This window comes from Gilliamella sp. B3127, assembly GCF_026536935.1.
In the GTDB taxonomy this organism is placed as follows: domain Bacteria; phylum Pseudomonadota; class Gammaproteobacteria; order Enterobacterales; family Orbaceae; genus Gilliamella; species Gilliamella apicola_E.
Genome location: NZ_JAFNNI010000007.1, coordinates 38,621 through 61,875, shown reverse-complemented (window position 1 = coordinate 61,875; position 23,255 = coordinate 38,621). Strand labels below are relative to the sequence as shown.

Annotated in this window: 22 protein-coding genes; 9 read left to right on the top strand and 13 right to left on the bottom strand. The window is 34.7% G+C overall.

Features of this window, described 5'->3' with window-relative positions; all coding sequences use genetic code 11:
- Positions 1-933 carry a glycine--tRNA ligase subunit alpha gene (gene glyQ / locus J3U00_RS10360; RefSeq protein ID WP_065562010.1) on the bottom strand — a complete coding sequence of 311 codons (933 nt, stop codon included), beginning with the start codon at positions 931-933 and terminating at the stop codon, positions 1-3.
- Between the two features lie 202 nt (positions 934-1,135).
- Here glyQ and envC point away from each other — a divergent pair, with 202 nt between their 5' ends.
- Both envC and J3U00_RS10350 read left to right on the top strand, forming a co-directional pair.
- On the top strand, positions 1,136-2,344 hold the full coding sequence (gene envC, locus J3U00_RS10355; protein WP_220225578.1) for a murein hydrolase activator EnvC: 1,209 nt from the start codon (positions 1,136-1,138) through the stop codon (positions 2,342-2,344).
- Positions 2,341-3,138: a divergent polysaccharide deacetylase family protein gene (locus J3U00_RS10350; RefSeq protein WP_065562012.1), complete on the top strand. Its 798-nt coding sequence runs from the start codon at positions 2,341-2,343 to the stop codon at positions 3,136-3,138. Before envC ends, J3U00_RS10350 begins: the two co-directional genes overlap by 4 nt.
- A 6-nt stretch (positions 3,139-3,144) precedes the next feature.
- On the opposite strand, the gene rapZ is transcribed toward J3U00_RS10350, so the two are convergent.
- From rapZ to dsbB, 4 genes are all read right to left on the bottom strand, one after another.
- Positions 3,145-3,993, bottom strand: coding sequence for an RNase adapter RapZ (gene rapZ / locus J3U00_RS10345; RefSeq protein WP_065735033.1), 849 nt, complete (start codon positions 3,991-3,993; stop codon positions 3,145-3,147).
- A 93-nt stretch (positions 3,994-4,086) separates the two neighbouring features.
- A complete protein-coding gene (locus J3U00_RS10340; protein WP_267330948.1) occupies positions 4,087-4,683 on the bottom strand; it encodes an XTP/dITP diphosphatase in 597 nt (198 codons plus the stop codon).
- Positions 4,684-4,757: 74 nt separating this feature from the next.
- On the bottom strand, positions 4,758-5,414 hold the full coding sequence (gene rluA, locus J3U00_RS10335) for a bifunctional tRNA pseudouridine(32) synthase/23S rRNA pseudouridine(746) synthase RluA (RefSeq protein WP_065562015.1): 657 nt from the start codon (positions 5,412-5,414) through the stop codon (positions 4,758-4,760).
- Positions 5,415-5,489: 75 nt separating this feature from the next.
- The gene (gene dsbB, locus J3U00_RS10330; protein WP_065735035.1) at positions 5,490-6,023 is read right to left on the bottom strand and encodes a disulfide bond formation protein DsbB; all 534 of its coding nucleotides are present in this window, start codon (positions 6,021-6,023) and stop codon (positions 5,490-5,492) included.
- Between the two features lie 148 nt (positions 6,024-6,171).
- On the opposite strand from dsbB, the gene rluC reads away from it, so the two are divergent.
- Both rluC and J3U00_RS10320 read left to right on the top strand, forming a co-directional pair.
- Entirely contained in the window at positions 6,172-7,146 is a 975-nt protein-coding gene (gene rluC / locus J3U00_RS10325; RefSeq protein ID WP_220225579.1) for a 23S rRNA pseudouridine(955/2504/2580) synthase RluC, read from the top strand.
- Positions 7,147-7,172: 26 nt separating this feature from the next.
- Complete coding sequence (locus J3U00_RS10320) at positions 7,173-7,832, top strand: histidine phosphatase family protein (RefSeq protein WP_220225580.1); 660 nt, start codon at positions 7,173-7,175, stop codon at positions 7,830-7,832.
- 61 nt (positions 7,833-7,893) lie between these two features.
- Here the strand turns inward: J3U00_RS10320 and J3U00_RS10315 are convergent, their stop codons facing one another.
- The 3 genes from J3U00_RS10315 to proS form a co-directional block, all read right to left on the bottom strand.
- On the bottom strand, positions 7,894-9,348 hold the full coding sequence (locus J3U00_RS10315) for a M48 family metalloprotease (protein ID WP_065562019.1): 1,455 nt from the start codon (positions 9,346-9,348) through the stop codon (positions 7,894-7,896).
- 134 nt (positions 9,349-9,482) lie between these two features.
- A complete protein-coding gene (locus J3U00_RS10310; RefSeq protein ID WP_267332348.1) occupies positions 9,483-10,034 on the bottom strand; it encodes a fused DSP-PTPase phosphatase/NAD kinase-like protein in 552 nt (183 codons plus the stop codon).
- Positions 10,035-10,067: 33 nt separating this feature from the next.
- Complete coding sequence (gene proS, locus J3U00_RS10305; RefSeq protein ID WP_065735039.1) at positions 10,068-11,783, bottom strand: proline--tRNA ligase; 1,716 nt, start codon at positions 11,781-11,783, stop codon at positions 10,068-10,070.
- 170 nt (positions 11,784-11,953) lie between these two features.
- Between proS and J3U00_RS10300 the strand changes: the two genes are divergently transcribed.
- A complete protein-coding gene (locus J3U00_RS10300) occupies positions 11,954-12,334 on the top strand; it encodes a hypothetical protein (protein WP_065562022.1) in 381 nt (126 codons plus the stop codon).
- Between the two features lie 237 nt (positions 12,335-12,571).
- Positions 12,572-13,930 (top strand): L-serine ammonia-lyase, encoded by a 1,359-nt coding sequence (locus J3U00_RS10295; RefSeq protein WP_267332347.1) that lies wholly within the window; start codon positions 12,572-12,574, stop codon positions 13,928-13,930.
- A 253-nt stretch (positions 13,931-14,183) separates the two neighbouring features.
- On the opposite strand, the gene mpl is transcribed toward J3U00_RS10295, so the two are convergent.
- The 4 genes from mpl to xerD form a co-directional block, all read right to left on the bottom strand.
- The gene (gene mpl, locus J3U00_RS10290) at positions 14,184-15,566 is read right to left on the bottom strand and encodes a UDP-N-acetylmuramate:L-alanyl-gamma-D-glutamyl-meso-diaminopimelate ligase (RefSeq protein WP_220225585.1); all 1,383 of its coding nucleotides are present in this window, start codon (positions 15,564-15,566) and stop codon (positions 14,184-14,186) included.
- 121 nt (positions 15,567-15,687) lie between these two features.
- Positions 15,688-17,418, bottom strand: a complete 1,731-nt coding sequence (recJ, locus tag J3U00_RS10285; RefSeq protein WP_267332346.1) for a single-stranded-DNA-specific exonuclease RecJ — start codon at positions 17,416-17,418, stop codon at positions 15,688-15,690.
- A 73-nt stretch (positions 17,419-17,491) separates the two neighbouring features.
- The gene (gene dsbC / locus J3U00_RS10280; RefSeq protein WP_065735043.1) at positions 17,492-18,196 is read right to left on the bottom strand and encodes a bifunctional protein-disulfide isomerase/oxidoreductase DsbC; all 705 of its coding nucleotides are present in this window, start codon (positions 18,194-18,196) and stop codon (positions 17,492-17,494) included.
- A 26-nt stretch (positions 18,197-18,222) separates the two neighbouring features.
- On the bottom strand, positions 18,223-19,137 hold the full coding sequence (gene xerD / locus J3U00_RS10275) for a site-specific tyrosine recombinase XerD (RefSeq protein ID WP_065562027.1): 915 nt from the start codon (positions 19,135-19,137) through the stop codon (positions 18,223-18,225).
- A gap of 146 nt (positions 19,138-19,283) precedes the next feature.
- Between xerD and J3U00_RS10270 the strand changes: the two genes are divergently transcribed.
- Positions 19,284-19,910, top strand: a complete 627-nt coding sequence (locus J3U00_RS10270; protein ID WP_267332345.1) for a Pr6Pr family membrane protein — start codon at positions 19,284-19,286, stop codon at positions 19,908-19,910.
- On the top strand, positions 19,907-20,557 hold the full coding sequence (gene grxB / locus J3U00_RS10265; RefSeq protein WP_267332344.1) for a glutaredoxin 2: 651 nt from the start codon (positions 19,907-19,909) through the stop codon (positions 20,555-20,557). The genes J3U00_RS10270 and grxB overlap by 4 nt, the downstream gene beginning before the upstream one ends.
- Positions 20,558-20,687: 130 nt before the next feature.
- Here the strand turns inward: grxB and J3U00_RS10260 are convergent, their stop codons facing one another.
- Positions 20,688-21,728 carry a tagatose 1,6-diphosphate aldolase gene (locus tag J3U00_RS10260; protein ID WP_267332343.1) on the bottom strand — a complete coding sequence of 347 codons (1,041 nt, stop codon included), beginning with the start codon at positions 21,726-21,728 and terminating at the stop codon, positions 20,688-20,690.
- A gap of 183 nt (positions 21,729-21,911) precedes the next feature.
- Between J3U00_RS10260 and J3U00_RS10255 the strand changes: the two genes are divergently transcribed.
- Positions 21,912-23,231: an MFS transporter gene (locus J3U00_RS10255; RefSeq protein ID WP_267332342.1), complete on the top strand. Its 1,320-nt coding sequence runs from the start codon at positions 21,912-21,914 to the stop codon at positions 23,229-23,231.
- Positions 23,232-23,255 lie beyond the last annotated feature (24 nt).

The window sequence follows — 23,255 nt, the reverse complement described above, 5'->3', positions numbered from 1 at the left end:
CTACTTTGATGCATTTTGGTTAGAACGTTTATTTTGGCACATTGGAAATCCAAGTGCTTCACGAGAGGCGTAATATGCTTCAGCAACCATTTTTGTTAATGTTCTGATACGCAATATGTAACGTTGTCGCTCAGTTACTGAAATAGCTTTGCGGGCATCAAGTAAATTGAAGCAGTGAGCTGCTTTTAAAATACGTTCATAAGCAGGTAGCGGTAGAGGTTTTTCTAATTCAAGTAACATTTTTGCTTCTTTTTCATGTTGTTCAAAACAATAAAATAAGAAATCAATATTAGCGTACTCGAAATTATAAGTGGATTGTTCAACTTCGTTTTGGTGAAAAACATCACCATAAGTGGTTTTACCAAATGCGCCATCACTCCAGATTAAATCATAAACGCTATCTACGCCTTGAATATACATAGCAAGGCGTTCTAAACCATAAGTAATCTCGCCAGTCACCGGTTTACACTCAAGACCACCAACTTGTTGGAAATAGGTAAATTGGGTCACTTCCATACCGTTTAACCAAACTTCCCAACCTAATCCCCATGCACCTAATGTTGGATTTTCCCAATTGTCTTCTACAAAACGGATATCGTTAACAGTTGGATCAAGACCAAGCTCTTTTAGTGATCCTAAGTAAAGTTCTTGGATATTATCTGGTGATGGTTTTAAGATAACTTGGAATTGGTAATAATGTTGTAACCTATTAGGATTTTCACCATAACGACCATCAGTAGGGCGACGAGAAGGTTGAACGTAAGCAGCATTAATCGGTTCAGGACCAAGTGCTCTTAAACAGGTCATTGGATGAGAAGTCCCTGCGCCGACTTCCATATCTAATGGCTGAATCACTGTACAACCTTGATTAGCCCAATAATCTTGTAACGTAAGTATTAAACCCTGAAAGGTTTTGACATTAAACTTTTGCATGATGTTATCTTTGTGGTTAAATTAATTTTTACTACAAATTAAATAGTGCTACATTTTATACTTTTTATTAGTGCTTGTGAAATGCCTAATTACTTTTATTAATAAAGTTACATAATATAGTTTTCATTTTGCATCTTTACACATTTGTAGGTATAGTAAAGTTATCTTTATTGCTTGGTAATAAATCATAAATAAAAAGGCCATGTCTATTTATCGTAATCTATTGATTATTTTATTTATTGGATTAATGAATACACATTTTGTGTATGCTGATGATAATCAACAATTAGAATCATTGCGTCGTTCAATTAAAGAGCATGAAAAGCGCCTAGCAGAACAAACAAAAGAACGGACTCAATTGGTCAATGATCTTAAAAACCAAGAAACTGAAATTGCTAATTTACTTACATCGATTGAAAAAAATGGTCTTACGCTAAAAAAATTAGATGGGGAAATTACTAATTTAATCAAGCAAATTGATGAATTAACCATTAAACAAAATCAACAACGAGATGAGTTATCCAAACAGCTAGAAAGCGCATTTAAATTAGGAAAAAATACCAATTTTAAGTTGATCTTTGCTAGCGAACAAAGTGAGCGTAATGAACGCCTTATTACTTATTTTCGTTATATTAATGAAGCAAGACAACAACAAATAAATAAGCTTCGTGAAACGCAATTACAACTCAATGAAAAGAAAAATGCTTTACAAAAAAAGCAAGCCATTCAAAAAACACTACATAACAAGCAAAAACAAGAGCAAATAGCCTTAGAAAAAAATCACCAAAAACGCCAAAAAACTATCAATTCTCTTGAATCATCAATGCAAAAAAATCAACAAAAATTAGCTCAACTTAAAGATAATGAAGCGAAATTACAGGCTAAGATTGCTCAAGCAGAAAGAGAAAACCGTCGAATTGCGGAAGAAGAAGCAAGACAAGCCAAAAATATCCAAGAAAAACAAAAGAATACAAATTATACACCTAATGCGGATGAACGTGCATTAATGGCTCGAGTTAGTGGTATTGGTAAACCACAGAATCAATTTCTTTGGCCTGTAAATGGTAGTATTGCTCATCGATTTGGTGAGGCTTTGCAAGGTGAACTTCGTTGGAAGGGAATGGTGATAAATGCCAAAGATGGCACACAAGTCAAAGCAATTACTGATGGTCGAGTTATCCTAGCCAGCTGGCTGCAAGGTTATGGTTTTGTGGTTGCGCTTGAGCACGGTAAAGGCGATATGAGTTTATATGGCTATAACCAACGTGTTTTAGTAGAAGTCGGTGATAATGTTAGGACAGATCAGCCGATTGCAATTGTTGGTTCAAGCGGAGGTCAAAATACTCCTGGGCTTTATTTTGAAATTCGCCGAGATGGTAAAGCATTAGATCCTAGTGGTTGGTTAAAATGATTAAACGTATATTATATATAGGGATATTATTATTAAATGTAAATAGTGCATATGCAGCGAAACTAGCGTTAGTTATTGATGATTTTGGTTATCGTCAACATAATGAAGAACAGATTATTTTATTTTCACCCAACATTACAATTGCTGTTTTACCACATTCACCAAATGCCAAACATATCGCAACCTTTGCTCATCAGCATGGTAATGATGTGATTATTCACTTACCTATGGCTCCTATGGGGAAACAACCTTTAGAGAAAGATACTCTATTTCCTTATATGGATGAAGCAGAAGTAAAAAGAATTGTTGATGATGCAGTATCCCTAGTTCCATATGCAATAGGTGTAAATAATCATATGGGCAGTTTGATGACATCAAATTTCAATGGTATGCACAATGTTATGAAAGCATTAAGTCATCACTCAATGTTTTTTTTGGATAGTAAAACGATAGGTAAAACTCAAGTAAAAAACGCCGCAACTGATTATAATATAACTGTAATTGGGCGTGATGTATTTTTAGATGATCAGCAGATAGAAAGAGCCATTAGTCAGCAGTTTGACCTGGCAGTTAAAATTGCGCAAAAAAATGGTTATGCTATCGCCATTGGCCATCCACATCCTCAAACCGTTAATGTTTTAAGAGCAAAATTAGCTAATTTGCCTGACAATATCGAATTAGTTAAAGTCAGTGAATTAATTAAACCGGCTAAACCTAAGCTAACTCTGAAAGATATTTTTGAAAAATATAAAAAACGATTTGAGGAGTTACCAAATTTTGAACTTTCAGAGTAGTAGTAATTATTTTTTTTCAAGTGTTCGATGACGAATTTGCACTTGTTTATTTTGCGCTTTAAAAAACCCGGCTAATTGTTCTGCAATAAAAACAGAACGGTGTTGCCCGCCTGTACAACCGATGGCTATCGTTAAATAGCTACGATTATTTTTTTCTAACATTGGTAACCACTGTTGTAAATAATTGGCTGTTTGATAAATGAAATTGGTAACTTCATCATGTTTTAGTAAGAAATTTTTAACAGGCTCATCTAAGCCAGTTAATGGACGTAATGATATATCCCAATGCGGGTTAGGTAAAAATCTTACATCAAATACGAAATCAGCATCGACAGGTAAACCATGTTTAAAGCCAAATGATTCAAAAATCATGGTTAATTCCCGTTCTTTTTTTCCTAAAATCCGTGAACGAAGAATATTAGATAACTCATGAACTGAAAGATTATCAGTATTAATAACTAAACTTGCGTGTGATTTTAAAGGCTCTAAATACTTCTCTTCAAGATCAATGGCTTCTTCTAAAGAGTATTTTTGATTGGTTAGTGGATGTATTCGTCTTGTTTCGCTATAACGTCGGATCAGAGTATTACGACTACAATCAAAAAAGATGATTTCAGGAGTAACAGAGGATGGTAATCGCTGAAAAATATCATGATCAAAATTAAAGTTAGCTGGTAAATTGCGAATATCGATACTAACCGCAACAGGTGTATTGTTATCTTTTAATGATTCTGCAAGTTGCGGTAATAATGCGACGGGAATATTATCAACGCAATAAAAACCCATATCTTCTAATGCGCGTAATGCAATTGATTTTCCTGAACCGGAACGGCCACTTACTATCAACAATATCACAATATCGACTCCAAAATAATTGGTGCACTAGTATATACTGTTTAGTTCAACATGTGCAATTCATGAAAAGAAACAATAAGCTAAATAAATTCTCTAATAATCTGTTTTTATTTTAGCTATTAACTGTTTTAAAGCCTGTCCACGATGAGAAATTTGGCTCTTATGTTCTTTAGTTAGCTCTGCTGCACTGCAATTAAGCTCAGGAATATAGAATAATGGATCATAACCAAAACCACCACTTCCATGAGGTTCATTCATAATTAATCCATTCCATTTCCCTAAACAGATGATTGGTGTAGGATCATTTTCGTGTCGCATAAAAGCGAGTGCACAATAAAAGTATGCTGTCCTTTTTTCTTTAGGCACATCTTTTAATTCAAGTAATAGCTTTTCATTATTGCTTTTGTCATTACCATGTTCTCCCGCATAACGAGCGGAATAGATACCAGGTTGCCCGTTTAGTGCTTGAACAACTAAACCTGAATCATCTGCTATCGCCGGTAGTTGAGTCACTTTTGCGGTATGTCTTGCTTTTAAGATGGCATTTTCAATAAATGTTAGGCCTGTTTCTTCTATATCAGGAACATTGAAGGTATTTTGGGCTATAACATCAAATCCAGCATCGGCTAAAAGCGTTTGTAATTCATTGACCTTTCCTTGGTTATTAGTGGCTAAAACAATTTTCTGCATTTAATGACTCCATGATAATAGTTTTATATCGTAATTAGTTAATCAAGTATAGCAAGTAGATGTACGCTTAAATTTTAAAAATCAGGTTCACAACGGAATGTCAGAGTTTCACCGGTTTTAGGATGATTTATTGTTAGATGTTGAGCATGTAACAATAACCTTTTTGACATTGAAAATGCTTCAGGATGAGCATAAAATTTATCGCCTAAAATAGGATGCCCTATAGCTTGCATATGCACTCTTAATTGATGAGAGCGCCCTGTAAATGGAAACAATGCCACCCGAGTTGTATTATCATTATTGCGTGAAATAACTTGATAATGTGTTAATGCATATTTGCCATTTTCATGATCTACCATCTGTCTTGGGCGATTAGGCCAATCACAAATTAATGGGAGTTCGACTTGGCCTGCGTCATCCTTAAGGTGACCGTGGACCACAGCAATATATGTTTTTTTAGGTATACGCTCTCTAAACTGCTTTTTAATTTCTCTATCTGCTAATTTAGATAAAGCAGCAACCATAATGCCACTCGTAGCCATATCTAGACGATGGACTGATTCAACATAACTATATTTTTGTTGTAAACGATGAATAATACTATCTATAAATTGTGGTTTATTTCCTGATACCGACAAAATACCAGGTTGTTTGTTAACCACAACAATATGATCATCTTGATATAAAATAGTTAACCAAGGATCAATGGGGGGATGATATTCCAAAAGCATTTAGTGTGATAATTTGTCAAATTAAATTGTCACACATTCTAACAAACTCGGTAAAAAGTGCCAGTTGAAATAAACTTATTTACTCCAGATTGACTTTTTATTAGCTGAAAACAATTGGCAAAATAGTATGATTAAACTAACAAAAAGATAGCAAGCAAAAATGATTATCATCCATTGCGACATTTCAATAGTTAAGAACGACCAAATTTTTTCTGAACAAGAACCATAAGCATTAAACATGCTTGGTAACCATTCATTTAATGGTAACCAAGAAGGGAATTGGACATTAATTGCACAGGTATCACTTAAATCCGGTTCGAACTGCAAATGGGCATGAAAAGTTGCTAATTCAAACCCCTTAAAAGCGCTAAATAGCCAGATTAATATGCCAGCTAGTCTAAATATTAATTTTTTGGGGTTGATAAGTCCAACGATGCTGCCAAACATAATACCGTAAATTGCACATCGCTGATAAATACATAAAGTACAAGGAGCTAGGCCTAAACCATGTTGAAAATAGAGAGCGGTCAATTCAAAAATAGCGGTGGAAAGAAACAATAAAAACCAAGCAAATCTTCCTCGAGAGTATTGGTTGAGTAAATACAACATACTATTTTATTCCTCCATATTCCGCTATAATCATTTTATATTAAGGTTATTAAAATTAACCAATCTTATTCTTATTACCATTAGTGTAGTTTATTTTTAAGTAATGTAAAACGACTTTTATTTATTAAGGGTGGATTAATCTTTTCTTATGGACTCAAACGTTCAACAAACAAAATTACAAGTCTCATTTGTCACAATCACTGAAGAAAATGTGACACAACGAATTGACAACTTTTTAATAACATACCTTAAGGGTGTGCCTAAAAGTATGATTTATCGCATACTTAGAAAAGGGGAAGTGCGTGTCAACAAAAAACGGATTAAGCCAGAATATAAATTAACCATTGGTGATGAGGTTCGAATTCCACCTATTCGTGTTTCAGAAAAAACAGTTCCTGAAATTTCAAAAAAACTGAATAAAGTTGCTGATTTAGAAAAATCAATTATTTATGAAGATGATGTGATTCTTGCGATTAATAAACCATCTGGCATTGCCGTACATGGTGGAAGTGGCTTAAGTTTTGGCGTTATTGAAGGATTAAGAGCATTAAGACCTGAAGCCAAATTTTTAGAATTAGTACATCGTATCGATCGTGAAACATCTGGTGTTTTACTTATTGCTAAGAAACGTTCTGCACTAAAAGCATTACATGAACAACTTCGTTTAAAACAGATGCAAAAAAATTATTTAGCTTTAGTGAAAGGTAATTGGCCTTCTGAATGTAAAGTTGTACAAGCACCACTATTAAAAAATGTACTCAAAAGTGGTGAACGTGTGGTTAAGGTAAATGCAGAAGGTAAGCCATCTGAAACACGATTCAAAGTGGAAGAACGCTTTGGTTTTGCAACATTAATAAAAGCTAGTCCCGTAACTGGACGAACGCATCAAATTCGTGTACACACTCAATATGTTAATCATCCAATAGCATTTGATGATCGTTACGGAGATAGCCAATTTGATGAATTATTAGCTAAAAGCAAACTTAATCGATTATTTTTACATGCAGCTAATGTGAAATTTATTCATCCAAAAACTTTACAAGAGATGCAATTACATGCCCCGATGGATAATATATTGCAAAACTGTTTAATCCAGATTAGAAATGATAAATATCAACAATGATTTAAATGAGAAGGTAATCAACAATAATGAAAGATCTTAATTTATATTTAATTAGACATGGTCAAACCGAATGGAATATTAAAGATCAAATGCAAGGATCGAAAAATTCGCCTTTGACAGAAAATGGTGTTTTAGGCGCTCAAATCACTGGAAAGCATCTGAAAAATATACCTTTTATACAAGCCTACTCAAGCCCACAACAACGGGCTAAAGAGACTCGAGATTATATCATTCATGAAAATGACAATGTCATTCCGACTTTTGAACTTGATAATCTAAGAGAAATGGATTTTGGTCTTTGGGAAGGCAAACATGTCCCTTCATTAAAAAAAGAAATACCTGAATTCACGACTTATTTAACCGATCCTGAAAACTTTGACTCATCTATTAACCAAGGTGAAAACTATCTTGATATACTTTCTCGAATGAAAGAAGCTTTAAATGTTATCGTAAAAAATGCACCGCAAGATGAAGGCAATATTTTGGTTGTATCACATGGTACGGTTTTAAGAATATTACTATGTGTTTTAAATGGTGGAGATTGGCGTAGACATCGTGATGAAGATTATTTCCCACGAGTGTTAAATACCAGTATAAGTGTAGTTAACTATAAGCAAACTGATGATAAGCCTGAGGGGGAATTTTCAGTTAAGTTTTATAATAATGTCGATCATTTAAATAATTAATTACCGTTAATTCTGTCATGTATACTCGGCTAATTAAGTTATTAGCCGAGTAATATTCAGACTACCTTCTGCTATAAGCAGCATAACGTTTTTGTAATTGTTTCAATTGATTAATTCTTGCGTCAATTTTTGAAATTAATGTTTGATTACCTTTAGCTTGAGCTCTAGCATTGGTTAATAATTGAATTGCTTCAGGGAAACGTCCTTCAAGCGCGATTGATTCTGCCCTTGCACTCATTTCTTGAGCTCTCGATTTTATTCCCCCATAAGCGGTAACCAGTAAATCCCAACCATTAGTATCATCATTGTGATCAAATGTATAACGATGTAATAAACTCACTGCTTGCTGATATTGGCCGTCTTTTATATAAGCATTAGCAAGATTTAATTGTAATACAGCATTATCCGGTGATCGTTTTAAGGCAGATTGTAAACGAGCTATGGCTTCTTTATTATTATTACTTTCTAAATTGATATCTGTCATTAAATCAATATACCAAATATTATCTGGATCATTATCTAATAACGGTTGCAATTGAATTTTTGCTTGAACAAGATTTTTACTTTTGTAATTACTTAGTGCGACGGCATAGGTTAGCGCCTTTTTACCCTGATCGGTATTCAATTTGCGATAATTATCAAGTAATAGTTTAGCGGTATTATTATTTCCCATAAGTATTGCTATTCGGGCCTTAGCTAAATAATAACTTAATGAGGAAGGTACATTTTTTTTAGAATATTGCAAAGAGCGATTGCGCATATCCGATAAACGGCTATTCGGTAATGGGTGAGTCATTAAAATTTCAGGCGGTTTACTACTGAAGCGACTTTGATCAGCCAGTTTTTGTAAAAATTCAGAAGATGCATGAGGATCAAATCCGGCTTTCGCTATGGTTCTAAGCCCAACTCTATCGGCTTCTTGTTCATTTGATTGAGTAAAACTAATCATACTCTGTGTCGAACTTGCCATGGTGGTTGTCATTGCCGCCATACCCGCTTCTGGATTAGCTAATGTTAATAGTAATGAACCTAAGGCTCCTCCCCAAACATAAGGACTATTTTTATTTTGAGCCTCCATAGCGCGAGCTAAATGGCGTTGAGTAACATGCCCAATTTCGTGAGCCATAACCGAAGCTAATTGGCTTTCATTATCAGTATCCATAATTATTCTTGAATGAATGACAACATTACCGCCAAAAAAAGCAAAGGCATTGAGCACATTACTTTTCATTATATAAAAATGGAAAGGGGTTTGAACTGATTCAGATTTAGAAACTAATTTTTTCCCTAAATTATTAATATATTGATTTAAGACAGGGTCATTGGCTATAGGAGCACTGCCTCGTAACAATCGCACATAATAATCACCCATCTCTTTTTCTTGCCCGATGCTTAATGTGGTTGCAGCTGCGGTTCCCATCTCAGGTAGTGTTATATTATCTGCTGCATAAACAATAGGTGTATTTTGTAAGAATAGTGATGTTGATAGTACCAATGCGATTGCTTTTTTTAACATATTTATGACTCATAAAAAAATTTGATTATGAAACATTTTAGCTTAAAAAAAAGACAATATCACTTTGAATTTTTTATCAAATTGAGCTATTTATTTGATAAAGACTATTTAGTTTATTAAATTAAATAATGAAATTATTCAAATACAGCATGGCGAATATATTCTACGTCAACGTTTTCAATGTATTTTCGTATGTTAGGATAAACATTGTAGTGATGACCAAATTCAGTTTGCATTAACTCATTAATTGCTTGAGATTTAGTCCAATTCTCAAAAACCAAACGGTACATAGCAATAGTGACGCCGGTACGATCACTGCCTTGCCAACAATGGATTAATATCGGTTTAGGAGAGGTATGAATCGCTTTCATTACTTGGATCATTTTCTCATCAGTAATATCACCTGCCCGCATTCGAATCCAAACTTCTGATATCTGTGCATTTTCGACTAACTCTCGATCGCTGTGAAATAGCCGTAAATTTATAATGGTTTTAAAGCCAAGTTTATCAAGCTGCGCTATCTGCTCTACAGTGGGTTGCTCAGAGCGATAGACATCATTAGAAACTTGATAAAAATTATCGGGGAGATGTAAAGAATTGATATTAGATTGGCAACCACTAATGATAAAGCACAAGTAACACAATAAGAAAATATTAGTTATTTTGGATATTTTATTACAGGCCATTTGTGCTCCAATATTAAAATCTAATTCTTAAATTTATTGTTGACGTTTTTTAATAAATTCAACGATATCATCAACTTTAATTAATTCTTTATCGCCACCCGCACGATGTTTGTATTCCACTTCACCATTATCAAGGTTACGTTCACCAATAACGATAGTATGAGGAATACCAATAAGTTCGGCATCTGCAAACATCACACCTGGACGCTCTTTGCGATCATCAAATAATACTTCAATACCCAGAGCTTGGAGATCGGCATAAAGTTTTTCAGCAGTAGCTTGTACTTTTTCTGATTTATGCATATTCATTGGAATAATGACAACACTAAATGGTGCAATCGCTTCTGGCCAAATAATCCCTCGATCGTCATGGCATTGTTCAATTGCAGCTGCAACAATTCGGCTAACCCCAATTCCATAACAGCCCATGATCATCACATGGTTTTGTCCATCTTCACCTTGGACAGTTGCTTTCATTGCTTCTGAATATTTAGTACCAAGTTGGAAAATATGCCCAACTTCAATACCACGTTTAATTTGTAATGTCCCTTTACCATCTGGGCTAATATCGCCTTCAACCACATTACGAATATCTTCAATGCGAGGTAAAGCGACATCTCTTTCCCAATTGATATTGAAATAATGTTTATGATCAATGTTGGCGCCAGCACTAAAATCACTCATTACTGCCACATCACGGTCAATGATGATTGGCATATTAAGGTTTACTGGTCCTAAAGAGCCAGGTCCTGCATTCACTACCGCGCGAATTTCTTCTTCAGTTGCAAATTCAAGCGGTGATGCCACAATATCAATTTTTTCCGCTTTGATTTCATTCAACGTGTGATCACCACGAACTAATAAAGCTACAAGTTGGTGCCCACTCTCTTTAGTCGCCTTGACCATGAGTGTTTTAACTGTTTTTTCAATCGGTAAATTGAATTGTGCAACTAATTCATCAATTGTTTTGGCATCAGGAGTATCAACCAGTTCCATTGCCTTAGTTGGTGCTGATCGGCTTTGCGTTGGTGCTAATGCTTGTGCCATCTCAATATTAGCAGCGTAATCAGATTCAGTTGAAAAGACAATATCATCTTCACCACTATCGGCTAATACTTGGAACTCATGCGACCAGTTGCCACCAATAGAACCCGTATCAGCACGCACAGCTCTAAAATTTAAGCCAGCACGAGTAAATACCGCACTGTAAGCCTTATACATATCATCATAGGTTTCTTGTAAAGATTCTTGTGAAGTATGAAACGAATAAGCATCTTTCATAATAAATTCACGCGAACGCATTACCCCAAATCGTGGGCGGACTTCGTCGCGGAATTTGGTTTGAATTTGATAAACATTAAGCGGTAATTGTTTATACGAACTGACTTCATTACGAAGTAAGTCAGTGATCACTTCCTCATGGGTTGGGCCTAATACAAAATCACGGTCACCACGGTCTTTGATACGTAATAGCTCTGGACCATATTGTTCCCAACGACCACTCTCTTGCCAAATATCAGCAGGTTGCACAACTGGCATTAACACTTCAATTGCCCCTGCTTTGTTCATCTCTTCCCGAACAATATTTTCAACTTTTTTAAGTACACGATAGCCAGTAGGTAGCCAAGTATATAATCCTGCGGCAACTTTACGGATCATGCCGGCACGTAACATTAATTGATGGCTTATCACTTCAGCATCAGCGGGTGTCTCTTTTAATGTAGATAGAAGATATTTACTGGTTCGCATAAATTTATCCTGAAAAAAATAATGTACTAATAATATACTAAAATGTGAGCTAGTTTAGCAGTACCTAACGTAACACTAAAGTAATTTTATTGGTTATTGTTGTTATGAGTAAAAATATAGAGTAAATTTAGATAATTATAAGATTAGAAAAATAATAAGGTTGAATATTTTTGAAATTTTTATCTCGTATTGCTCTTATTTTGTTCTGCATGATTCTACTTTACTATCCATTCAAAATCGCCAAATACCATTTAATGGATATGAGTTATGATGAAATTTCAAATGTCGGTTGGCGCTTTGATACTTGCAAAACTAAAGATGATGATTTAGTAAGCAGTGCTGATTGCCCGTGTGGTGGATTAATCGAACCGGATGATGATGTTTACATTAACAACGACGGATACATGTACTTTGGTAATAAACTCTATGGTAAGGTGACTTTGATAGAAAAACCAAGCTATTTTCAAATGGATCTTTTGACGGGGGGATTTTTAAAAATTGAACATATAGATACAGGGTTCATTTGTTACTACGACTCTGTTATGGATTAAAATAACGGGTATTATAAAATTGTTACTATGATTCTATATAATCATTTTGACATGTTTTTAAACCAAAATTAGGTGTCAAAAACCCCGCTCCTCAACTTTTTTTTAATTTATTTAAGGATAAAAATTTAATCTCAATTATTAGCTTGATTAGCTAATACTTATCACCATAATATAGCACTATATAAGTCATTTTTTATTCATAACTACGTGCATGTCAAAGATTATAAAAGGGATAAAATGGGTTCAGTTTTTGAGATATTTAAAATTGGTATAGGTCCTTCAAGTTCACATACAGTTGGTCCAATGCGAGCGGGTAAGGCGTTTATTGATCAACTGATTGATAATGGGCAAATGCCATTAGTGACAAAAATTGTGGCAGATGTTTATGGTTCTTTATCACTGACCGGCAAGGGGCATCATACTGATGTTGCAATTATTCTTGGATTATCTGGCGAAAAGCCTGATACCGTTAATATTGACCAAATTCCCCATTTTATTCAAACCATGAACCAATGTGGTAAATTACCGATATATAATGGTAAATACCAAATTGATTTTTCAAACGAAAGCATTATTTTTCATTCAACTTTTTTACCATTACATGAAAATGGTATGACGTTAAGCGCTTATCATGATAATGAACTCATCGTCCAGAAAACCTATTATTCAGTGGGTGGAGGAAAAATTGTTGAAGAGGAGCAGTTTGGACAACAACAGCAGAATTCTGTTGATGTGCCTTATCCTTTTTCAACAGCAGCGCAATTATTGAAGCATTGTGATGATAATTCGTTGTCGGTATCGAGTATTGTGTTAAAAAATGAGTTACAACTGCATAGTTATGATGATGTTGTAAATTATTTTTCTTTAGTTGGACAAACAATGCTTGATTGTATTAAACGCGGCATGAATACTGAAGGATTATTACCTGGTGCACTTAAGGTTCCACGTCGAGCAAATGCACTTTATCGCCAATTATTGACTAGCAAAAATAATAATGATCCAATGATTATTATTGATTGGATAAATATGTTTGCGTTAGCAGTCAGTGAAGAAAATGCCGCAGGGGGAAGGGTAGTGACGGCTCCTACCAATGGCGCTTGCGGCATAATACCAGCCGTTCTTGCCTATTATGATAAGTTTATCGATCCGGTCTCGCCCGATATTTTTATTCGCTATTTTTTAACTTGTGGAGCCATTGGTTTACTTTATCAAAAAAATGCATCTATTTCAGGTGCTGAAGTTGGTTGTCAGGGTGAGGTCGGTGTTGCTTGTTCAATGGCGGCTGCTGGTCTGGCTGAATTGTTGGGGGGTAATCCTCAGCAAGTTTGTATGGCAGCCGAAATTGGTATGGAACATAATTTAGGTTTAACCTGTGATCCTGTTGATGGTCAAGTACAAGTTCCTTGTATTGAACGTAATGCGATTGCTGCAGTTAAAGCAATTAATGCGACACGCATGGCATTAAGACGCACTACTGCAGCTATCGTTTCGCTTGATAAGGTGATTGAAACTATGTACGAAACCGGAAAGGATATGAATGCAAAATACCGAGAGACTTCGCGCGGTGGGTTAGCAATTACTGTTCACTGTAGTTAATAATAAAGAGCTAATTATTTGAGACTTCAGCTGTACAATGTAAGTAATCACTCACCGGCGTTAATTTAGTGAGTGATAAATGTTAAGTTATAAGTCTTACCGAGTCACTGTTAAAACATTACCACTATTGCTCGATGCCACTATTATGTGATTATAAATAAGAGTGGCATATCTAAGTATTACAATAATCTTTTTTGCATCTTTTAATATGCAGATGCATTTAGGAAAATTAATTATTTAGTGCGATTAATCGTTATGCATCTAATTGTTTTCTTAATTGTTGTTTTTTCAAGCTTTCTAAAATCTTGTTATGAATTCCACTAAAACCACCATTACTCATAATCAAAATGGCATCGGTTGGTTTGGCTGATTTTGTTATCATTTCAACTAATAAGTCAATATCAGCTGTCCAATAAGCCGGTTGGATACAGGCATCGACTACATCAGCAACTAACCAAGGTAGTTGTTCTGGTTGGAACATATATATTTCATCAGCGCGACCTAATGATGGAGCAAGTTCATCTTTTGAAATCCCTAACTTCATTGTGTTAGAACGAGGCTCTAATACTGCTAAAATTCGTCGATTTGCACCAATTTTGCTGCGTAATGCTTCTAATGTTGCTAAAATTGCCGTTGGATGATGAGCAAAATCATCATAAATTTCAATGTTATTGACCTCACCATATAGCTCCAAGCGTCTTTTAGCATTTAAAAATGATCCTAACGCTAAACAAGCATCTGCTGGATCTATACCAACATTGTGTGCAGCGGCAATTGCCATTAAGGCATTATGCATATTGTGTTCACCAACTAAAGAATAGTTAACTGTACCCATCTTTTTGTTGTTGTAATAAACATCAAACTGACTAGCATCATTAGCAATCTTTTTCGCTAACCAACCGTCTTCAGATTCGGTAAAAGATTGTTTACTCCAACAACCTTTTGCTAATACTTGTTTTAAATTGACATCTTCTTGAGGAGAAATTATCAATCCTTTACTTGGTACTAAACGAACTAGATGATGGAACTGTTTTTGGATAGAACTAAGATCATCAAAAATATCTGCATGATCGAACTCTAAATTATTCATAATCAGTGTTTTTGGACAATAATGCATGAATTTAGAGCGCTTATCAAAGAATGAACAGTCATACTCGTCTGCTTCAATAACAAAGAAGTTACCTTCACCTAATCTTGCTGATACTTCAAAATTACCCGGAACACCACCAATAACAAAACCCTGTTTATAGCCTTGTTTTTCTAAAATCCAGTTAACCATTCCAGCCGTTGTTGTTTTGCCGTGTGTACCTGCCACAGCAATAACCCAACGGTCTTTTAGTACATTATCATGTAACCATTGTGGTGCAGAGACGTAAGGAATGTTATTGTCCAAAATGTATTCAACACAAGGATTTCCTCTTGATAGAGCATTACCAATGATGACCAGATCAGGAGTTGGCGTTAATTGTGAAGGATCGTCTCCTTCAATAATATCAATATGCTCTTTTTGTAACAGCGTACTCATTGGTGGGTAAACATTTTTATCTGATCCTGTTACTTTGTGACCTAATGAACGAGCTATTAATGCAATACCGCCCATAAATGTGCCACAAATCCCAAGAATATGAATATGCATTTTTTGTCCTTAATGTTGTATAAAATGTACTAATGATAAAACTATTGTATTGCTAATTTTATTTTTATGATTAACTGATCTGATTTTACAGAATCTAGTAATTATAGTCGATCTTAATCGCTTATGCGATAGGCCAAATATGTCTTATCATTAATTTTAGGGTTTGATTTCCTCGAAACTCATTTACATCTAAGTGATAAACAATTTTTGCTTCTTTTATCGTTTGGTCTGGCCACTTTGTTAAATTAACATTAAAACAGATCCCTTCAATTATTGGTCCCCCATTTTTGGGTTCTAATACTAATTTAAGGTGTTTTTCAGCAAATATGCGTTGCTGATGAATAATAAATTCGCCATCAAATGTAGGTTCGATAAATCCTTCACCCCATGGACCAGAGTCTTTTAGTAGTTTTGCAATTGAATAATTAAAATCTCCGTTATTTATCTCGCCATCGGTTTCAATCGTTTGTTCAAGTACCTTCAAATCAAGTTGCTCAGTTATCACTGTTTCTAAAAGATCCCTAAATTTATCTAAATCTTTTTCTTGGATACTTAATCCAGCAGCCATGGCATGACCACCAAAGCTAACCAAAATATCTGGATATCTTTGATTCAATTCATAGAGTACATTTTGTAAGTGAATACCATCTATTGATCTTCCAGAACCTTTCAATAATCCATCTTCTGTCGAAGCGAAACATATCACAGGACGATAATATTTGTCTTTCAATCGTGCTGAGACTATACCAATAACACCTTGATGCCACTCAGGATGATGTACCACTATTGAATTAGGGAAAGAAGTTTTATGTATCTGTTCAACGTGGGATAAAGCTTCTTGATACATCGTTTGCTCAATTAATTTTCGATCACTATTAAGCGTATCAAGATCGGCTGCTTGATTGACTGCACTATCATAGTCTTCACATAGCAATAATTCTACGCTCAGAGACATATTATCCATTCGTCCAGCAGCATTTAGTCTTGGGGCTATATAATAAGCAAGATCTGTTGAGGTGAACGTAAGGGGATCTCGTCTGGAAATATTTAATAATGCTTTAATTCCTTCACAACAATAGCCTGCTCGGATACGGCTAACACCTTGATGGACTAGTATTCGGTTATTTAGGTCGAGTTTTACCACATCGGCAATAGTGCCAAGGGCAACTAAGTCTAATAAGCTAGCAATATTAAATTCTTCTAAATTATGTGTGGTGAACCAGTTTTCCTTGCGTAATTTTGACCGTAATGCCAGCATAAAATAAAAAGCTACACCAACACCTGCTAAATGTTTTGAAGGAAAAGTGCAATTTGGTAAATTAGGATTGATAATTGCATCCGCAGGAGGTAGTTTTTCTGGACATAAGTGGTGATCGGTAATAATGACGGTTAAATTCGACTGTTTTGCAAATTCAACCGCCTCAACAGCAGAAACACCGTTATCAACAGTAATAATAAGATCCGCTTTTTGTAGGATTGCTTTCTTTACGACATTAATACTTAAGCCATATCCATCATCAAAACGATTTGGAATAATATAATCGACAAATTGACACCCCATTTTTTTTAACGCTTTTACCGTTAATGCGGTACTGGTTGCGCCATCGGTATCAAAGTCTCCAACAATCATTATTCGCTCATTGTTCTTCATTGCAGAATAAAGAATGTCAACAGCTTTATTGGTCCCATCTAGATTGTCGTAGTTACATAGATTACGAGTGGTATAGTCTAGTTCTTGCATAGACGTTATTCCGCGCAATGCATATACTCGCTGCAACAATAACGGAATGTCATTTGATAATTCTGGTAGCGTTTCGGGTAACTTACGATGTATTAATTTATCTGCTTTCATATGATGAATGTTAGCGCGTATGCGCTAACAATTTTTTGTATTCTATAATTTAAAGGTTATAAATTATACAGTACTAGTTATTAGATTTCTTTTTTAAAATTTCGATTAATTTATCAGCCGGAACGTAACCAGAGACAAGTTGTCCATCAGGTAATACTATTGCTGGTGTTCCACTAATACCTAGTTTTTTACCAACGTTAAATTGCTGTGTTACATAAGGGATCATGCTATTAGCAGGTGAAATTTTATTACCTTTATATGCATTTTCAAAAGCGGCTTTGCGATCAACTACACTCCAAATGGATTGCATATTTTTACCTACTTCACTATCTGCTCCTGCTCGTGGAAAAGCAAAATAGTGAACTGAGATGCCTGCATTTAAATATTGCTCAATATTTTCGTGTAATAATTTACAGTAGTGGCATGTGTAATCGGTAAAAACTGAGATAACATATTGTTCGTTTGGAGCTTGATAAACAATGGCATCTTTTTCAATTGATTTCATTAATTTTAAGTTATTGCTGTTGGCAATATTTACTGGTTCACTGCCTTCAAGATTATAGATTGGCCCTTGAGTTAAGAATTTACCATCATCAGTGACATAAAAGATACCATCAGGTGTGGTAACACTTTTTAGCCCTTGTATTGGGTTATTTTCGATTGTAATTTCTTTGCTAGAAAAACCTAACTTTTCCATTGTTTTTGTAATATCGGCGTTAGAGGCTAATACTGAAGTTGAGATCAATGCTAAACCTAAACTGATTACTAATTTTTTCATTCAATTATCCTTAGTTTATTGAACCGCTATGCGCGAGGATGATGTTTGCTGTGCAACTGTTTTAATCTTTCTGTTGCAACATGTGTATAAATCTGTGTAGTTGATAAACTACTATGCCCAAGTAACATTTGTACAACACGCAAATCGGCACCATGATTAAGTAAATGCGTTGCAAAAGCGTGTCTAAGTACATGAGGCGAAAGGGCTTCTATATTAATGCCCGTTAGTATGGCATAATATTTTATCCTATGCCAGAAAGTCTGTCGTGTCATTTTTTTACCCAATCGACTTGGAAAAAGAACATCAACAGGGCCATTTTTTAAAAGATCGTTGCGCGCATATTTGAAATAGTATTCAAGCCAATAAATAGCCTCTTCTCCCAAAGGAACTAAACGCTCTTTATTTCCTTTACCAACGACTCTAACTACTCCTTGTCTAAGGCTTACATCGCTAATCTCTAGATTCACTAACTCCGAAACGCGTAGCCCTGTTGCATAAAGCACTTCTAACATCGCTTTATCTCGCAATTCTATTGGATCATCAATACTTGGTGATTCAAGAAGAGCATCAACCTGTAATTCTGTTAGATCTTTGGGTAACTTTTTGGGTAATTTGGGGGATGATAATATAGCTGATGGATCATCCGTACGATAATTTTCTTGATATAAATATTGAAAAAAACGTTTAGTCGCACTAAGTAAACGAGCTGAACTACTTGCTTTATAACCATCTTTAACGCGTTGCAATAAAAATTCCTGCAAATTAATTGATTGCGCAGTGATGAAATTAACTTGCTGTGATTGCAGTGATTGGCTTAAAGCAAACAGGTCGAGTTTATAAGATTCGATAGTATTTTCAGAAAGATTTCGTTCCAACCAAATTGAGTCTAAAAATTGTTCAATTAATATTTTATTTTGTGATGATATCTCTTTATCAGACATTAAAAGCCAACTCTTTTTTCGACGATTTTTCCTATTATATACTAACTGCTAATAACTATTCACTTTAGTTTATGTTGGAAGAATCTTTTGTATCTTTTCTTTAGCCTACGATATACTGCATTATCAGTTATTTTTTATAATAAGTTATGCTGAAACGAAATATTAATCTTTTTATTGTGCTATATGCTTTTTTGGTAATAGGTCTTGAAACTTATATTTATTGGCATACACGACTTCGGCCTTGGCAACCAGGAACACCTATCGGGAGAATGGTTTTTTATTACAGTTTTTTTACCGTGTTGTCTAATCTCATGTTGGCATTTAGCTGTTTGTGGTTAGCCTTTAATCCAAACTGTAATCGATATTTATTTAAAGTGATTCGATTAAATGGTTTAGTTGGAGTAATTATAACGGCTATTGTCTATAATCTAATATTAAGAAGTATTCATAAACCACCGAGTACATTATTACAATTTACTAATGAGAGTTTACATGTCGTTTTACCTATTGCTGGCGTATTAAGTTGGTTAATATGGGGGCCATTTCGACGCATTCATTTCAAGATTATCGTTGGCTCGTTTTTATCAATGCTAATTTATGGTATTTATATCTTCACAAGAGGTTATTTTACTAATCAATATCCCTATCCTTTTATTAATGTAGTGAAGGTTGGTTACGCTAAAGCGCTTTATTCCTCTGGATTGGTTTTTGTGCTGTTTTTAGTCTTGGCTTTTTTATTATGGGGCATTGATTGTTTTAGGAGACGAATATGAAATTATTTATTTATGAACACTGTCCTTTTTGTGTACGTGCAAGAATGATTTTTGGCTTGAAAAATATTCCGGTTGAGCAGCATGTTTTTCTAAGTAATGATACTAAATCACCAGAAAGCATGATTGGCGAAAAAATGGTACCCATCTTACAAAAAGAAGATGGTAGCTATATGCCAGAAAGTTTGGATATTGTTGCTTATATCGATAGCAATTATGGCGGTAGCCCTATTTTAACAGGACCTAAAAATCCAAAAATTGAGGCATTGATAAAACAACTTCAACAATATGACTATAAGTTAGAGTGTCCGCGTTATATAAAGCTTGGTTTAGCTGAATTTGCTACTCAAGATGCTATTGATAATTTTGTCACAAATAAGAGTAAAAAGATGGGATCGTTTGATGAATGCCTTGCTCAGACTGATTCGTTAATCGCTAAGGTAGCTGATTTATTCACTCAACTTGAATCTTTAATTACTTCACCTAATGCATGTAATGGCTTATTATCTTGGGATGATATTTGTTTGTTCCCAATATTACGCAATTTGACATGTGTTAAAGGACTTAAATTTCCAACTAAAATCAGAGAATATTTAGAATCCATGTCTGAAAAAAGTAAAGTAAATTTATTTTTTGATAAAGCTATCTAATTGGAGATATTTGCAGGAGTATCAAAAAGTAATCAGCTAATTAATTGCTAATTATAAGAGTACAAGTAGGAAGAAAACTTGTACTCTTTTTTGTATTAAATCTTCGTTATAAATTTTAAAAAATAATCAATTAATTGCTTAATACAGGATCAATAATTTCAATCTTATCTTTGCCACCATACACATCATACCAAGGTGTTGCGTATTGTTTTAAGATTTTGTTAAGGTGCTCAACATTTTCATGGCCAGTTGTATCTAGCCAACGTTTTAAGCCATCTTTACCGCCGTTAGCATATGCTGCCACGCCTTCAAACCAAGTTGCACGACCGCCTAAAATACCACTGTATTTAGCGCCATGTTCGCCAGCAAAAATAAGCTCTTCATGGAAAGTTTTGGTTGGTACACCCGCACTTAAGTAGATAAATGGGCGTGTAGCAGCGTCACTTGCTTGTTTAAAATATTCAGCCGCTTGTTTTTGGGAATATACCACAGGATTATTGTCGTTAAATCCTTCAACATTTTTAAATAGAACTGGCACTTCTACTTTTAAGATATCGATGTAATAGTGATCTTTAGTAAATTCCTCAATAGTTTTGATCACTTTTTGAGGTTTGATTTTGGCAAATTCAGGGCTTTTATCATCAGTCACCACATTATCATAGACAATTGGTTCGACAAATACCGGAATATCAGCGGCTCTCGCTTCATTGCCTAAACGTTCTAAAAAGGCATGTTTTTTATCTAAGATATCTTGAGGATCATCCGGATTATAATAAACAAGGACTTTTGCTGCATCAGCACCTTTTTTCAATAAACGTTGCAGTGAATCTTCAGGCAAAATATCGGGTAAACGACCGGGAGTATTGGCATCATAACCAGTTTTTTCATAGGACATGATTAAGCCAGCATTTTTATTTTTTGCCGCCATACCTTTGAAACCAAGTTCTTCATCAAGCAAAATGGCACTAACATATTTGGTTAATTCCTGAGAAACAAGCTCTTTAAATTCATAAACCATGTCAATGTGATAACGCTCTTGACCAACGGCATTTTGCATCATTTTTACCATTGAACCACGCTGATCGATTGCTAATGCTGCAATTACGCCATCTTGGTTAGATAATTGTTGCATACGGTTGAATTTTCCACGAGAAATGCGTTTTGTTGCCATTTTAGAACTCTCCATTTGTTAAGATTTTGTTATTGTAGGTATTTGTATGGCTAACTATTAATCATTTAGTGCTAGTTTTGATTTTTGTTTGCTTTTAGATATTTTCTTTTAAATAACAGTTAGTTCTTGTATAGTAGTACAATTTAATAGACTGATTGTAAACAATTATTTACAAGGATGATTATGTCAAATTCTGCAATTTCCCAAAATGGGAGAACATTAAATAATCAGGATTATAAAACCTTAGCGCTTTCAGCGTTAGGTGGCGCATTAGAGTTTTATGATTTTATTATTTTTGTTTTTTTCTCAATAACGATTAGCCATTTATTTTTTCCGATTAATATGCCTACATGGTTAAGTCAAGTTCAGACTTTTGGCATTTTTGCTGCCGGCTATTTGATTCGCCCTTTTGGTGGTATTGTGATGGCTCATTTTGGTGATATATTTGGCCGCAAAAGAATGTTTACACTTAGCATCCTATTAATGGCTTTACCAACATTATTTATTGGCTGTCTACCAACTTATGCCAATATCGGTATTTTTGCGCCATTATTACTGTTAATGATGCGATTATGCCAAGGACTTGCCGTTGGTGGTGAAGTTCCTGGCGCATGGACATTTGTTGCCGAACATGTTCCTAAAAATAAAATAGGTCTAGCGTGTGGTATTTTAACTAGTGGATTAAGTTTAGGTATCCTGCTTGGTTCACTGGTATCGACAATAATGAGTAAAAGTATCTCGGTAGAACAAATGAATGAGTGGGGATGGCGAATTCCATTTATTATCGGCGGTATTTTCGGTTTAATCGCTATGTATCTACGTCGTTGGCTAAAAGAAACGCCGATTTTTCTTGAAATTCAAAAGCGTAAAAATCAAGAATTATCAAGAAAGTTGCCAGTAATTACTGTGATTACCCAATATTTACCCCAAACAATTTTATCGATGCTACTTACTTGGGTGTTGTCAGCAGGTATTATGGTGATAATGTTAATGACGCCAATTTTGTTACAAAAGCAATTTGGTTATTCAGCAATTGAAGCTTTGCAAGGGAATATATTGGCTATCATCGGACTGATTATCAGTTGTACGTTTTACGGTATGATGATGGATCAGTTTTCGATGGGCAAAGTACTTGTTGTTGGTTGTATCGTGGCTGCTATCATGATTGCTATATTTTATCTATCACTCGATAATCCGAATCTTCTATTTATCACTTATTCATTAGCAGGTTTTAGTGTTGGAATTGTCGGTTCTTTTGCTTATTTTATGGTTAAAGTGTTTCCAACTCAGGTGCGTTATAGCGGTGTGTCGTTCTCATTTAATATGGCTTATGCCATAGCTGGTGGCTTAACGCCATTACTAATCTCATTTTTTAGTGATTTTGTCAGTAAAATGGCGCCCGCTATTTATGTTGTTGGATTATTTGTGTTAGGTGCATTGATCGGGCTATTTTTATTAGTCAATAATAATAGCCAAAAATATATAGCAAAAGATATCTCTTAACATTTAATAGATAATAAAAAAAAA